Origin of the sequence: Mesorhizobium shonense, from assembly GCF_040545255.1 — a bacterium.
GTDB lineage: Bacteria > Pseudomonadota > Alphaproteobacteria > Rhizobiales > Rhizobiaceae > Mesorhizobium > Mesorhizobium shonense.
Map to the genome: position 1 here is coordinate 54,135 of NZ_JBEPLM010000008.1, position 14,591 is coordinate 68,725.

Sequence of the window (14,591 nt, forward strand, 5' to 3'; positions counted from 1 at the left end):
CTCTTTCGCAATGTCGCAAACAGGCTTCAATCCTCCCACTGCTCCGCCTTATAGTCCGCCCGCTTTTTCACTTTGGAGTCGCGGGCCATGGCAGAGTTTCCGAAAAAGGCGAAGGTCGTCATCGTCGGTCTGGGTGGTATTGTCGGCGCATCGGTCGCCCATCACCTGATCGAGCGCGGCTGGAACGATATCGTCGGCATCGACAAGTCGGGCATCCCGACCGATATCGGCTCGACAGCGCATGCCTCCGACTTCTGCTACACGACCAGCCACGACTTCCTGTCCTGCTGGACGACGCTCTACTCCATCGATTTCTACGAGAAGATGGGCCACTACGCGCGTATCGGCGGCCTGGAAGTCGCGCGCGTCGGCGACGATGGCCGCATGGACGAGATCAAGCGCAAGATCGCTTCGGCCAAGGCCTTCGGCACCCGCGCGCGCCTGATCGAGCCGGCCGAGATCAAGAAGAAGTTCCCGCTGATCAAGGAGCATCTGGTGCAGGGCGGCCTGTGGGACCCGGATGCCGGCCTCGTCATCCCGCGCTCGCAGACGGTGGCCGGCAAGCTTGTCGACCAGGGTGTCGCCTCCGGCAAGCTCAATGCCTTCGCCAACACCTCGGCCAAGTCGCTGATCGTCGAGGATGGCCGCATCAAGGGCGTGGTGACCGAGCGCGGCACGATCGAGGCCGACTATGTGGTCGTCTGTACCGGCATATGGGGCCGCTTGACGGCGGCACTGGTCGGCGAGGACCTGCCGGTCATGCCGATCGACCATCCGTTGACCTTCTTCGGCCCCTACAACGAGTTCGCCGGCACCGGCAAGGAGATCGGCTGGCCGCTGCTGCGCGATCAGGGCAATTCGGCCTATATGCGCGACACCGGCGATCCCAAGACCGCCGAGGGCGGGCAGATCGAATGGGGCTATTACGAGGAGACCAATCCGCGTCTCTGCCACCCGCGCGACCTGCTCGAGAAGGACCAGGCGCGGCTGTCGCCGTCGCAGCGCGATCTCGACATGGAGCAGATCATGGCGCCGCTCGAGCGCGCCATGGAGCTGACGCCGATTCTCGGCGAGCTCGGCTACAATGAGGGCCATTCCTTCAACGGCCTGCTGCAGGTGACCACCGATGGCGGCCCGTCGATGGGCGAGAGCCAGAAGGTGAGGGGGCTGTGGTACGCGGTCGCCATCTGGGTCAAGGACGGCCCCGGCATGGGCAAGCTGATCGCCGACTGGATGACCGACGGCCGCACCTCGATCGACCATCACGCCATCGACTATTCGCGCTTCTACCCGCACCAGACGAAGGAAGAGTTCATCTGGGATCGCTGCACCGAGACGGCGATGAAGGTCTACAATCCGGCGGTTCATCCGCGCGAGCCGTTCTCCAAGGGCCGCAACGTCCGCCGCTCGCCGTTCTGGGAGCGCGAGAAGGAGCTGGGCGGCTATTTCATGGAACTGGGTGGCTGGGAGCGCGCCCACGGCTATGCCGCCAACGAGCATCTCCTGGAAAAATACGGCAACCGCGTGCCGGTGCGCGAGAACGAGTGGGACAACCGCCATTTCTGGCGCGTCTCCAACGCCGAGCATCTGGCGATGAGCGAGGATTGCGGCATCGTCAACCTGTCGCATTTCTCGATGTATGACGTCGAGGGACCCGACCATGTCGCGCTGCTCGAATGGCTGTGCGCGGCCAAGATCGGCGGCGACAACAATATCGGCAAGGGCATCTACACCCACTTCCTCGACGAGGAAGGCATGGTGCGGGCCGACTTCACGGTGATCCGCATGGCCGACCGCTGCCGGGTGATCGACGGCGCCGATGCCGGCCCGCGCGACTTCCGCTACATGCAGCGCACCGCGCAGGACAAAGGTTTTGATGTCACCGTTACCGATGTGACCGAGAAATATGTCACTATAGGTATCTGGGGCCCGAATGCGCGCACGACCCTGCAGAAGGTGGTCGAGGAACCGAACGGGCTGACGCCGGAGAACTTCCCCTTCGCCGCAATCAAGCCGATCCGCATCGCCGGCAAGGACGTCACCGCCTTCCGCATCTCCTATGTCGGCGAGCAGGGCTGGGAGCTGCATATGCGCTACGAGGACGGGCTTGCGGTCTGGGACGCGCTGCGCTCCACCGGCGTCATGCCTTTCGGCGTCGAGACCTATGCCAACACGCGTCGCATGGAAAAGAGCCTGCGGCTGCAGAACGCCGATCTCCTGACCGAATACAATCTGCTCGAAGCCGACCTCGCCCGTCCGAAGGTTAAGGAAAACGACTTCTGCGGCAAGGCCAAGCATCTGGAATACCGCGCCCGCGAGCACCAGCCGGCGATGCTCTGCACGCTGGTGATGACCGAGAACACCGATTCCAAGGGCGTCGCCCGCTATCCGGTCGGCATCATGCCCGTGCTTGATCCGGCAACCGGCGAGACGCTGGTCGACGAGCTCGGCCGCCGCTCCTTCACCACCTCGGTCGCCTACGGTCCGACGATCGGCAAGAACATCGCGCTTGCCTACCTGCCCTGGACGTATGCCCAGGAGGGTCGCAAGCTCAATGTGGAATATTTCGGCGAGACCTATCCGGTCGAGGTGGCCGGCGTCGGCTACAAGCCGCTTTACGACCCTGAGAACCTCAAGCCGCGAAGCTGAGCGCGTTCTCGTCTGAACACGCAAAAAGGCCCGGTCGACGCCGGGCCTTTTTACTTTGTTCATGCGCGATTATCGCCTACCCTTGCGTCATGTCCGCTTTCGGCCGAACAGGGCATTGGCTTTCCGGCGCCGCCGCATTGGCGCTGCTCGTTGGCCTGACAGCGCGATCAACCGCGGCCGAGCCGGTCGACGTCCAGCTGGTGCTGGCGGTCGATGTCTCGCTCTCGATGTCGCCGGCCGAACTCGAGATCCAGCGTCATGGCTATGCGGCGGCACTGACGCATGACAATGTGCTCAAGGCCATCGCCGACGGCGTCTATGGCAAGATCGCGGTCACCTATGTCGAGTGGGCCGGCACCAGATGGCAGCGGGTCGTCGTGCCATGGACGGTGATCGCCAATCGCGCCGATGCCGAACGGGTCGTCGCGCAGCTCAATGCGCATCCGCCGGACAGCGCGCGACGTACCTCAATTTCCGGCGCGCTGACATTCGGCAGCGACCTTTTCGCCGAAAGCGGTTTTCAGGGCACCAAGCGCGTCATCGACGTTTCGGGCGACGGACCCAACAACCAGGGCGCGCCGGTCGATATCACGCGCGACGAGGTGGTGAAGCAGGGCATCACCATCAACGGACTGCCGCTGATGACAAGGGGCGGTTTCAGCGGCGTCTTCGACGTCGACAATCTCGACCGCTACTACAGCGACTGCGTCATCGGCGGTCCCGGCGCCTTCATGATCCCGGTCAATGACTGGACTCAATTCCCGGAAGCGATCCGCCGCAAGCTGGTGCTCGAGCTTGCCGGTCCGGCCTCGCCGCAATGGGCGGCGGAAGAGGCGGCTCACCCGCCGGTCTTGCTCGCCGACGACAGGCCGGCCGCCGATTGCCTGGCCGGCGAAAAGATGTGGCGCAACCGCGGCTGGATGCTGGACAGCCGCTGACCGCCGGCAATGGCAGACCAGAGGGGGGCGACCAGAGTGGCGCGGACTTGCTTCCTCGCGCGGCACGATGGCAAAATATGGTGGGGCCGGCGCCATCGCGCAACGCGATCAAATGAGGAAGCATCACATGAAACGTTTGGCCATCCTGACGGCACTTGCGTCGACAATATTTGCCGGCAGCGCCAGCGCCCAATTTTACGGCGAAGCGGCCTGCGTGCTGTTCGAGAATGCAAACTTCCGCGGACGTTCGCTCGAAATGGGCCCCGACGATGCCGTCAATTTCCGGGGCGGGTTTTGGAACGATCGCGTCTCCTCGGTGCTCGTGCGCCGGGGCTGCACGCTGGTCGCCTATGAGAATTCAGAAAGGCGCGGCCGCTCGATCGAGCTCAACCGCAGGGTCCGCGATTTCGGAGGCTCCGGCTGGAACGACCGCATCTCGTCGGCCGAGTGCTATTGCGACCGATATTGAAGCCGGTGTCGTTCCTAGCGCGCGGCAGCACCGGTCCGGCGCGCAAGGCGCTTCCCCGCGCTGAGCTAGACCATGGTCCATGACCGATCCTGTTTCATTGACAAGCCTTTTGGGCTCTGTGAGACAATTTCTTCTCACCACATAAAAGGGGAACCTCAATGAACAGGACCAGCATTTTCGCGGCGGCTCTGACGGCTGTTGTCGGATCGGCGCCGGCCATGGCCGCCACGTCGCTCACCATCGGCATCAGCGGCTGGACCGGCTTCGCGCCGCTGACTTTAGCCAAGCAGGCTGGCATTTTCGAGAAACATGGGTTGAACGTCACGCTGAAGAAGGTTCCGCAGGCAAGCCGGCCGCTGGCGATTGCCAGCGGCGACCTGCAATGCGCGGCGACCACGGTCGAGACGTGGATGGTGTGGAACGCCAGCGGCGTCACCACCAAGCAGATCTTCCAGCTCGACAAATCCTACGGCGCCGACGGCATCGTCGTGCGCAACGACATCAAGACGGTCGCCGACCTCAAGGGCAAGAATGTCGCCTCGTCCGCGCCCGGCACGTCGCCCTATTTCCTGCTCGCCTGGGTGCTCAACAAGAACGGCATGTCGACCAAGGACGTGACGGTCGTCAACCTGGAGCCGGACGCGGCGGCGCAAGCCTTCCTCGCAGGCCAGAATGATGCCGCCGTCACCTACGAGCCCTTCATATCCGCTGTGCGCGGCAAGGCCGACCAGGGGCACATCCTGGCGACCACGCTCGACTATCCGATGGTTTTGGACACCGTCGGCTGCACGCCGGATTTCCTCAAGGCCAATCCCGATGCCGCCAAGGCGCTGGCCGACAGCTATTTCGACGCGCTCGACATGATCAAGAAGGAGCCGCAGAAATCCTACGAGATCATGGGCGCCGACGTGAAGCAGTCGGCCAAGGAGTTCGAGGACTCGGCCAAATACCTGAAATGGGCCGACCGCGAGGAGAACAAGCAGTTCTTCACCAAGGATTTCCAGGACTTTTCCAAGACCGCGGCGGAGCTATTGCTGCAGATGGGATTGATCAAGGAAGCGCCCGACGTGACGACGCTTGCCGACACCAGCGCGGTGGCCAACTGATCGCGCATTCCCCGATCGGCGGCGGCACGCCGCCGATCGCTCCTTTCAAGGGCTTTCCCTGATGCTGCGTCCCTTGCATCCCGTTCCGCCGGGCACTCGAACCGTGCTCGGCATCGCCTTCTTCGTGCTCTTCGTGGCGTTCTGGGCCTGGATTACGCTCGGCGGCCATGTGAACCGGATCTTCCTCGCCGACCCGCTGTCGATGTTGACGGACGGCTGGCGACTTTTGGTCGAGGACCGTTTCTGGCTCGACATCCTGATCACCATCTGGCGCGTCTTCGGCGGCTTTGTGCTGGCTTCGATCGTCGCCGTGCCGATCGGCATCGCGATGGGCGCCTGGAAGCCGGTCGAGGCATTCCTCGAGCCATTCGTGTCCTTCGCCCGCTATTTGCCGGCATCTGCCTTCATCCCGTTGCTCATCCTCTGGGCCGGCATTGGGGAACTGGAAAAGCTGCTGGTGATCTTCGTGGGCTCGGTCTTCCAGATCATCCTGATCGTCGCGGTCAAGGTCGGCAGCACAAGGCGCGACCTGGTCGAGGCGGCCTATACGCTGGGCGCGACCGACAACGGCATCGTCAAGCGCGTAATCATGCCGGCCAACGCGCCCGAGATCGCCGAGACGCTGCGGCTCGTGCTGGGTTGGGCATGGACCTATGTCATCGTCGCCGAGCTGATCGGCTCGTCATCGGGCATCGGCTACATGATCATCAACAGCCAGTCGCGGCTGGCGACCGGACAGATCATCTTCGGCATCATCGTCATCGGCCTGATCGGGCTTTTGTCCGACTTCGCCTTCAAGGCGCTCAACCGCCGGCTCTATCCATGGAGCCTGGCGTGAGCAAGCTTGTCATCGAAGGCGTCTCGCGGACCTTTGGCGGGGTGAGGGGCGGCCAGCCGGTGCAGGCGCTACAGCCTGTCGACCTCGCGGTCGCGGCCAATGATTTCATCACCATCGTCGGCCCGTCAGGCTGCGGGAAATCGACCTTGCTCAGGATCGTCGCCGGGCTGGAGGCGCCGAGCACCGGCCGCGTGCTGCTCGACGGCAAGGCCGTCACCCGGCCGGGGCCGGATCGCGGCATGGTGTTCCAGTCGTACACGCTGTTCCCCTGGCTGACGGTCGCCGAAAATATCGGCTTCGGCCTGCGCGAGCGGGGCATGCCCGAGCGCGAGCGCAACGACATCGTCGCTTCCTATGTCGATCTCGTCGGGCTGAAGGGTTTCGAGAACCATTGGCCGAAACAGCTTTCGGGCGGCATGCAGCAGCGTACGGCGATCGCGCGCGCTTTAGCCAACGACCCGGCGATCCTTTTGCTCGACGAACCGTTCGGCGCGCTGGACAACCAGACCCGCGGGCTGATGCAGGAATTGCTGCTCGGCATCTGGGAGCGGCGCAAGAAGACGGTGCTGTTCGTCACCCACGATATCGAGGAAGCGATCTTCATGGCCTCGCGCGTGATCGTGATGACGGCACGGCCCGGCCGCATCAAATCCGACGTGCCGGTCGAGCTGCCGCACCCGCGCCACTACACGCTGAAGACCAGCCCGGAATTCTCGGCGCTCAAGGCGCGGTTGACCGAAGATATCCGCATCGAGGCCATGCGGACGGCGCAGACGCAGCCCGCCCAAGCAGCCGCCACCTGACTGGCTCAAGCCGCCAGCAACTGCTTGCGGTCGACGCGTTCCTGTTGCGGCGAGCGGGCGTAGAGCTCGCGGTAGCATTTGGAGAAGTGCGAGGCCGAGACGAAGCCGCAGGCCACCGCCACCTCGACCACCGGCATCGACGATTGGATGAGCAGATGCCTGGCGCGGTCGAGCCGGATCTCGAGATAGTAGCGGGCAGGAGAACGGCCCATCTCGGTGCGGAAGAGGCGCTCGATCTGCCGCCGCGACAGATCGACGTGGTCGGCGATCTCGATCAGCGACAGCGGCTCGGAGAGGTTCGCCTCCATCAGTTCGATGATCGTCAGCACCTTGGAATTCTGCACGCCAAGGCGCGCCCGCAACGGCAGGCGCTGGCGATCGGTCGGACTGCGCACGCGGTCGGTCAGCACCTGCTCGCAGACGCGGTTGACGAGGCTTTCGTCGAAGTCGTCGCCGATCAGCTTCAGCATCATGTCAAGCGCGGCTGTGCCGCCGGCGCAGGTGTAGACGTTCTGGTCGACCTCGAAGAGGTCGGCAAAGACATTGGCCTTCGGGAAGGCCTCCGAAAAGCCCGGCAGGTTCTCCCAATGGATGGCGCAGCGCTTGTTGGACAGGAGGCCCGCAGCCGCCAGGATATGGGCGCCGGTGCACAGGCCGCCGACGGCGACGCCGCGATTGTACTCCTCGCGCAGCCAGGCGAAGGCCGACTTGTTGTGGTAGCGCTCGACATTGATGCCGCTGCAGACGATCGCCATGTTCGGCCTATCCGGCCCGGCCATCTTCCTGCGCTCTTCCTCCAGCGAGGTGTTGACGGCGCATTCGACGCCGTTCGAGGCGCGCACCGGCTTGCCGTCGATGCTGGCCAAACGCCAGCTATAGGCCTCGTAGCCGAGCATCCGGTTGGCCGAGCGGAGCGGGTCGAGCGCCGTCGCGAAGGCGATCATGGTGAAGTCGGGGATGAGGAAGAATACAAACGATCTCTTGATCGGGTGCTTTACGGCATTCACGGGAAACCTCACGCGGCCATGACGCGAACAGAATGTCGCGAACAGCATAGCGTCATCAGGAAAAACCATTCCTGTCAATCGGGTAGGCGGCTAAGTGAAGATTAAATTTGCGACACGGGTCGCAAATGGGCAATTGGTCCGAGGCCGGCGCCTCCATCCATGCAACGAAAGCCTGATGAAAATGAAAACGCCGCCTCGGCAAGGCCAGGCGGCGTTGAATTCCTTCAGCGCGACGGCAGCGAATACCGTCTGAAAGCGGCTGTCTCAGGCAACGAAGCCGAGGCGTGCAGCGGCCATGGCGCCGGTCTGGCCGGGCATGGTCTTGGCAAGACGCTGACGCTCGAGAGCGGTCGTCAGGTTCATTTCGCGGCGGGTGAACAGGCGGGCAAAGAGCTTCATCATCATCTCCATTTGGTTGCTCAGACGGGTCGCCTTCGCTTAATGGAGTGGGGCAGCTCGTTTTGGCTGGCTGTGATATAGGCTTGCTTCAGCCAAAACTAAATCGCAAAAACGAAGCGCTTGTTATGAAAAGCGACATCAATTGCGACATCTTTGGGCGACGTGCCCGAAATTTACCATTTTTTACAAAGCGTTAAGTGGGAGACCGCTGCGCTATGCGAGTGGTTCATATGCGTCATGCGCTATCGGCATGGCTGGAAAACTTGTTTGAATACAAACAAAAAGGCCTGCCGGTCTGACACCTCGGCAGGCCTTTAGTACTTGATACACACTTGATCTACTTTGCTCCGGCCCATGTTCCGACGCCGAGGCGCACACCGGTCTTGGCATCGGCGGCTTCCGGCCAGCCGATATCCTTCTGCAGTTCGATGGGCAGCGCATGGATTGCGCGTTCGGTCTGGTAGCGGGCGCGGGCCGCGCTGAATTCGGTCGCGAGCCGACCGATGGATGACAGGATAGACATTTCTTTCTCCTCTATGCGGGCTGGGAGGCCGCCCGGCAATGCGTTACGTCAGGTCTGTTTCAGCTTCATTTCATGTCGACTGCAGGTCTGTGTCTGGTCGTTTGATGGCTGCATTTGGCAGCATCCTGCATCGATCGAGTTGACTATGCGCCCGAACTGATGTTCAATCAAACGAAATGGGATGATCGTTTGCATCAGAAAAATTGAAGGCAAGCTCCAATGAACGCCCCGCTTAACCATCCTCTGCCGCTGCTCGACCTCGACGTGCTGCGCACCTTCGTGGCGATCGCCGAGACCGGCAGCTTCACCACCGCCGCCAATGCCGTGTTCCGCACCCCCTCGGCCGTCTCCATGCAGATCAAGAAGCTGGAGGACATCCTCGGCCGTTCCGTCTTTGCGCGCGACGCGCGCTCGGTGACGTTGACCACCGATGGCGAGATGCTGCTCGGCTATGCCCGGCGGCTGTTGTCGATCAACCGCGAGGTGGTGTCGAAGTTCATCATTCCCGACATTGTCGGCGTGGTGCGGCTGGGTTCCCCGGACGATTATGGCGAACGTATCCTGCCGCACGTCTTGAAGCGCTTCGCGCAGTCGCATCCGTCGATTGCCGTCGACGTCACCATCGACCAGAGCGTCAATCTGCGCCGCCGCATGGACGACCGCGCGCTCGACATCACGCTGCTCACCAATTCCTACAAGACCAGCGCGGTCGGCGCTGAGGTGCTGCTGACCGAGCCGATCGTGTGGGCCGGCGCCAAGGGTGGCTGCGCGCATCTGCGCGAACCGCTGCCGGTGTCGCTGTGGGAAGAGGGCTGCGCCTGGCGGGCCGGCGCCCTGGAAGCGCTCGGCCGCGAGGGCCGCAACTACCGCGTCGCCTATATGAGCGCCCATACGGCCGGCCAGCGCGCCGCGATCATGGCCGATCTCGCCGTGGCGCCGCTGCCGAAGTCGTTCCTCGGCGACGATATGGTGGAGCTAGGCCAGAAGGACGGCATGCCGGATATCGGCACCTACAACCTCGCCATGGTCGTGGCGCCGGACGCCAGCGCGCCGGTGAAGGCCGTCGCCGATCACATCCGCGCGACCTTCGAACTGTTCCGCGAAACCGGAAAATTCTGAGCTATTCGGCCGCGGGCGCAGGCCGCGCCGCGTAGGCAGTTCCGGTCCGGCGCGGTGCGTAGGCGCGTTGCGGTGCCGGTTCGCCTGTGAGGAAATCGACAATGCTGTCGCGTGCGCGCCGCGCTTCCGGCATCTCGATCAGCGGCCAGACGTGGAACATGCCTTCCTCATAGACCACCTCGACCTCGACGCCTGCGGCGCGCGCCCGTTCGGCGAAGATCAGATTGTCGGGGCTGAGCAAGTCATGCGAGCCGGTGAGCAGCAGCGTCTTCGGCAGCACCGAGAGATCGCCATAGAGCGGGCTGATGTGCCAGTCGGAGCGGTCGATGCCGGCGCTGTAGAGCCGGATCGCCTCGAGCCCGCCGGAAATGCCGAGCCACGGATCGCGGCGCTCCGCCTCGAACACCTCCGGATTGGACAGCGACATGTCGAGGCCGGGCGAGATCAGCACGTGGCGCGATGGGGCTGGAAGGCCTTTCTCGGCGCTCATCATGGTGAGCACCACGGCCATGTTGCCGCCGGCGGAATCGCCCATGAAGACGATGTCCTCGGCATCGGTCTGTTGAAGCATGCGCCGGTAGACCTCGCCGACCATGCCGAACATGTCATGAAAATTGTGCTCCGGCGCGATCGGATAGATCGGCACGGTGACGCCGAAGCCCAGCCGCTCCGCCATCTCGGCGATCAGCACCCAGTGATAGGACGTGATCTGAAAGACGAAGGCGCCGCCATGCAAATAGAGGATGCGCCGACGCTCGTCGGCCTTTGGCGCGATCTCATAGACGGGAAAACCGTCGACGCTGGTCTCGGCGATGCCCAGCCGTGCCTTCAGCAAGGCTGGCGGGTGATAGTCCTCGGTCTTGCGGGCGTAGGCAATCCAGCGCTGCAAATTCTCGGGGCTGGAAAAGGCCTTCTTGCGGCCGTGCCTGAGAATGAACGAGACGACGTGGCTTTTCAAACTGGGCATGCGGATACACGGACTTCGGCCGAGCCGACTAAGAGAATTCCCCTATTATCTGAAGATTGTACCTCAGTTAAAAATGTCAAGGTTCGCCGCGGGCACATCGGCGTGATGCAATGAGCGGCCGCCTCGCCGTCGACCCGGCAGCAGCGCGGCGCGCAGCTTGTTGTCGCCGGTCGCCGAGGCCGCCTGCCGGCCCCGGCGCCTGCCGAGCAGCTTGCATTTGTCGGCGAAGGTCATCAGCGCGGCGTGCCCAGAAGCAGCGCATGAAGGGCTGCCTGCGGGTCGCTCGGCGGCGAGGCCGGCCAGCCAATATCTTTCTGGACATGCGCCGGCAGGTCGTTGAGCGCGCGGATCGCCTTGTTGCGGGCGTGGGCCTGCCTGATGGTGACGCCAAAGCGGCCAAGATTATCGAACATCGACATTGTGGTTCCTCCGGAAGGTCGCGCCGGCCTGAAGACATTTCACGCCAGCCCTTCGATGGCGGCTAAATGCGCCCGACATGTTTCCAGCGGATTTCACGAAAACAGCGTTTCGGTTTCCGGATCGGGGCGATCCGGAAACATTTGCATGCAAATGAAATCGAAAGGCGTGTCGGTGAGAAGCAGGCCTACTCGCGGCCGCGGCGTGCCGCGCGTTCCTCACGCGAGCGCCGGCGTGGGGTGGCATCGCCGGCGGACCCATCCTCGCTCGCCGCCTTGCGCGGCGGCAGCTTTACCGCGGCGGCCAGCTTCGGGAACGGGTCGACCTTGTTCGGCAGCGCCATGGCGTAGACGAAGTGCTCCTGGAACTTCGGTTCCAGCGCCGTCTCGATCTTTTCGATCCTGCTCACCGTCTCCTCGATCTCGCGGCGGTAACCTCGATTGAGCAGCGCCATGCGCGCGCCGGCGCCGGCGGCGTTGCCGACGGCCGAGACCTTGTCGAGGTCACAGTCGGGGATCAGACCCAGCACCATGGCGTATTTCGGATCGATGAAGGAGCCGAAGGCGCCAGCGAAATGGATGCGGTCGACATGGTCGGTGTGCTGCTTTTCCATCAACAGCTTGGTGCCGGCATAGAGTGCTGCCTTGGCGAGCTGGATGGCGCGCACGTCGTTCTGGGTGATGGTGATCTTCGGCTCGCCCTCTTTCAGCACGTAGGAGAAGGTGCGGCCGTTGGGGACGATGCGCGGCGAGCGCAAGCTGAGCGATCCATCGACGACGCCGTCCTCGGAGATGATGCCCGACAGATACATCTCGGCGATCACTTCGATGATGCCGGAGCCGCAAATGCCGGTGACGCCCGTCGCCTGCACGCTTTCAGCGAAGCCCGGCTGATCGGACCAGAGCTCCGAGCCGATGACGCGGTAGCGCGGCTCCAGTGTTTCCGGATCGATGCGCACGCGCTCGATTGCGCCGGGCGCTGCGCGCTGGCCGCCGGAGATTTCGGCGCCCTCGAAGGCGGGACCGGTGGGGGAGGAGGCTGCAACCACGCGCGTGCTGTTGCCGAGCACGATCTCGGCATTGGTGCCGACGTCGACGATCAGCATCATCTCGTCCTGGCGGTGCGGGCCTTCCGACAACGTGACCGCGGCGGCATCGGCGCCGACATGGCCGGCGATGCAAGGTAGCATATAGAGGCGCGCGCCCTGGTTCAGCTTCAGGCCGAGGTCCGAAGCCTTGATACGCACGGCGCCGGAGACCGCCAGCGCAAACGGCGCGCCGCCGAGCTCCGTTGGGTCGATGCCGAGGAAGAGATGGTGCATGATCGGATTGCCGACGAACACCGCGTCGAGGATGTCATTGCGCTGGACGTTGCCTTCCGCGCAGACCTTGTCGACGAGGCCGGAAACGGCCTCGCGCACGGCGACCGTCATACCCTCGCGGCCGTCCGGATTCATCATCACGTAGGAGACACGGCTCATCAGATCCTCGCCGAAGCGGATCTGCGGATTGGAGGTGCCGGAGGAAGCGGCGACACGGCCCGAGAGCAGCGACACCAGATGCATGGCAATCGTGGTCGAGCCGATGTCGCAGGCGAGCCCGTAGGCCTCGTTCTTCAGGCCCGGCCACAGCGCGATGACGCGCACGATGTCGCTGTCGGCATCCTTGTGGATGGCGGCGGTGGCGGTCCAGTTGCCCTTGCGCAGGATGCCCTGCACCTGCGGAAGCAGATAAAAATCGAATTCGAGGTTTTTGAAGCCCCAGTCCTTCATCAAAGCGATCTTGAGCCGGTCGAGGTCGCCGAGCGGCTTGTGCATGTCGGGCTCTTCGATCTCGACATAGCACATGCGGATCGCGGTATCGCGGGCGATGACCCTTGTGTCGGCATCCTTGCGGATGGTCTGGGCATTGATGACCGTGTCCTGCGGCACATCGATGACGAGATCGCCGAGGATCTGCGTCGAGCAGGACAGGCGGCGGCGTTCGGGCAGGCCGCGCACACGCTCGTAGCGCTCTTCCTTGGCGCCCTTGGGCGAGATGTGGTCGTTGGACGAGACGATCTTGTGCTTGGCGAAATTGCCTTCCTGCACCTCGATCTGGCAGCGCCCGCAGGTGGCGCGGCCGCCGCACACGCTCTCGACATAGACGCCGAGCTGGCGCGCGGCGTCGAGCACCGGCGTGCCGACAGGGAACCGCCCGCGTTTGCCGGACGGCATGAACAGCACGAGCGGATCGGTTATGTTCGGGGGAGGGTTCATATGCAAATGCCTCCCTCTGTCGAAAAAGTCACAATCTCTACCTTATGCCCTCGCCATGCGGGCCTCCCGGCCACCGCGGCGGCGACCACCGGCAGCGGCGGCGCCGTCGCTGGGGGCGGTCACTGCCACCGGAGCCGCGACCGCATGGCCGCCTTCGGCCGGCTTGTAGTCCTTGTAGGTGCGAATCCAGTTGGTGCAGTTCTCGTCGGTGCCGTTCAGCACATTGGCGCCGCGCACGGCTTCCATTTCCTGCGGGCGGACCGGGTTCATGATGGCGCTCGTCATGCCGGCGCCGATCACCATCGGGATAAAGGCAGCGTTGATGCCGTGGCGGTGCGGCAGGCCGAAGGAAATGTTGGAGAGGCCGCAAGTGGTGTTGACCTTGAGCTCTTCGCGGAGCCGCCGCAGCAGCGCGAAGACCTGGCGGCCGGCATCGCCCAGCGCGCCGATCGGCATCACCAGAGGGTCGACGACGACGTCATGCGAAGGGATGCCGTGGTCGGCGCAACGCTCGACGATCTTCTTGGCGACGGCGAAGCGGACGTCCGGGTCCATCGAGATGCCGGTCTCGTCGTTGGAGATGGCGACAACCGGAACGTTGTATTTCTTGACCAGGGGCAGGATGGCCTCGAGCTTTTCTTCCTCACCGGTGACGGAGTTGACCAGCGGGCGGCCCTTGGCAACCTTCAGCGCCGCCTCGATCGCGGCGGTGACCGAACTATCGATCGACAGCGGCAGGTCGACCAGGCCCTGTACGATCTCCAGCGTCTGCACCAACAGCGCCGGCTCGGTCGCATTGGGATCGACGGCGGTGACGCCGGCATTGACGTCAAGCATGGTGGCGCCGCAGGCGGCCTGCTCAAGCGCATCCTTGATGACGGTCTCGAAATTGCCGGCCACCATCTCGGCGGCAAGCTTCTTGCGGCCGGTCGGGTTGATGCGCTCGCCGATCACGCAGAAGGGCTGGTCGAAGCCGATGACGATTTCTCGGGTCGCCGAGGCGACGATGGTGCGGGTCATGCGATCTCTCCGTCGGGATATAAAGAGTTCTTTATATCGTTATCTGATTTCGTTCAAGGCGGATGGTGATCGGCCACGC

14 protein-coding genes and 1 pseudogene are annotated in these 14,591 nt (G+C 63.6%); 7 read left to right on the top strand and 8 right to left on the bottom strand.

Features of this window, described 5'->3' with window-relative positions:
* Positions 1-87 precede the first annotated feature (87 nt).
* The 6 genes from ABID26_RS20655 (at position 88) to ABID26_RS20680 (ending at position 6,803) form a co-directional block, all read left to right on the top strand.
* Positions 88-2,649: a GcvT family protein gene (locus ABID26_RS20655; RefSeq protein ID WP_354416207.1), complete on the top strand. Its 2,562-nt coding sequence runs from the start codon at positions 88-90 to the stop codon at positions 2,647-2,649.
* Between the two features lie 89 nt (positions 2,650-2,738).
* Complete coding sequence (locus ABID26_RS20660; protein WP_126099619.1) at positions 2,739-3,587, top strand: DUF1194 domain-containing protein; 849 nt, start codon at positions 2,739-2,741, stop codon at positions 3,585-3,587.
* A 127-nt stretch (positions 3,588-3,714) separates the two neighbouring features.
* Positions 3,715-4,056, top strand: coding sequence for a beta/gamma crystallin-related protein (locus tag ABID26_RS20665; protein WP_126099620.1), 342 nt, complete (start codon positions 3,715-3,717; stop codon positions 4,054-4,056).
* 158 nt (positions 4,057-4,214) lie between these two features.
* On the top strand, positions 4,215-5,162 hold the full coding sequence (locus ABID26_RS20670) for an ABC transporter substrate-binding protein (protein ID WP_126099621.1): 948 nt from the start codon (positions 4,215-4,217) through the stop codon (positions 5,160-5,162).
* Between the two features lie 61 nt (positions 5,163-5,223).
* A complete protein-coding gene (locus ABID26_RS20675) occupies positions 5,224-6,000 on the top strand; it encodes an ABC transporter permease (RefSeq protein WP_435528594.1) in 777 nt (258 codons plus the stop codon).
* A complete protein-coding gene (locus ABID26_RS20680) occupies positions 5,997-6,803 on the top strand; it encodes an ABC transporter ATP-binding protein (protein WP_126099622.1) in 807 nt (268 codons plus the stop codon). The genes ABID26_RS20675 and ABID26_RS20680 overlap by 4 nt, the downstream gene beginning before the upstream one ends.
* A 5-nt stretch (positions 6,804-6,808) precedes the next feature.
* On the opposite strand, the gene ABID26_RS20685 is transcribed toward ABID26_RS20680, so the two are convergent.
* The 3 genes from ABID26_RS20685 to ABID26_RS20695 all read right to left on the bottom strand — a co-directional run bounded on the left by ABID26_RS20685 (position 6,809) and on the right by ABID26_RS20695 (position 8,732).
* A complete protein-coding gene (locus ABID26_RS20685) occupies positions 6,809-7,747 on the bottom strand; it encodes a GlxA family transcriptional regulator (RefSeq protein WP_348628162.1) in 939 nt (312 codons plus the stop codon).
* A gap of 327 nt (positions 7,748-8,074) precedes the next feature.
* Positions 8,075-8,209, bottom strand: coding sequence for a hypothetical protein (locus tag ABID26_RS20690; protein WP_095791071.1), 135 nt, complete (start codon positions 8,207-8,209; stop codon positions 8,075-8,077).
* 337 nt (positions 8,210-8,546) lie between these two features.
* Positions 8,547-8,732 carry a hypothetical protein gene (locus tag ABID26_RS20695; protein ID WP_040969852.1) on the bottom strand — a complete coding sequence of 62 codons (186 nt, stop codon included), beginning with the start codon at positions 8,730-8,732 and terminating at the stop codon, positions 8,547-8,549.
* A gap of 219 nt (positions 8,733-8,951) precedes the next feature.
* On the opposite strand from ABID26_RS20695, the gene ABID26_RS20700 reads away from it, so the two are divergent.
* Positions 8,952-9,851, top strand: coding sequence for a LysR substrate-binding domain-containing protein (locus ABID26_RS20700; protein ID WP_126099623.1), 900 nt, complete (start codon positions 8,952-8,954; stop codon positions 9,849-9,851).
* A 1-nt stretch (position 9,852) separates the two neighbouring features.
* Here ABID26_RS20700 and ABID26_RS20705 read toward each other — a convergent pair whose 3' ends face one another.
* The 5 genes and pseudogenes from ABID26_RS20705 to ABID26_RS20725 all read right to left on the bottom strand — a co-directional run bounded on the left by ABID26_RS20705 (position 9,853) and on the right by ABID26_RS20725 (position 14,512).
* The gene (locus ABID26_RS20705; RefSeq protein WP_292301211.1) at positions 9,853-10,818 is read right to left on the bottom strand and encodes an alpha/beta hydrolase fold domain-containing protein; all 966 of its coding nucleotides are present in this window, start codon (positions 10,816-10,818) and stop codon (positions 9,853-9,855) included.
* 63 nt (positions 10,819-10,881) lie between these two features.
* Positions 10,882-11,052 (bottom strand): hypothetical protein, encoded by a 171-nt coding sequence (locus ABID26_RS20710; protein WP_292301210.1) that lies wholly within the window; start codon positions 11,050-11,052, stop codon positions 10,882-10,884.
* Complete coding sequence (locus tag ABID26_RS20715) at positions 11,052-11,237, bottom strand: hypothetical protein (protein ID WP_059187048.1); 186 nt, start codon at positions 11,235-11,237, stop codon at positions 11,052-11,054. Before ABID26_RS20715 ends, ABID26_RS20710 begins: the two co-directional genes overlap by 1 nt.
* A gap of 185 nt (positions 11,238-11,422) precedes the next feature.
* Positions 11,423-13,524 (bottom strand): annotated as a pseudogene (locus tag ABID26_RS20720) (ASKHA domain-containing protein).
* Positions 13,525-13,534: 10 nt separating this feature from the next.
* The gene (locus ABID26_RS20725; RefSeq protein WP_354416211.1) at positions 13,535-14,512 is read right to left on the bottom strand and encodes a methyltetrahydrofolate cobalamin methyltransferase; all 978 of its coding nucleotides are present in this window, start codon (positions 14,510-14,512) and stop codon (positions 13,535-13,537) included.
* Positions 14,513-14,591: the final 79 nt, after the last annotated feature.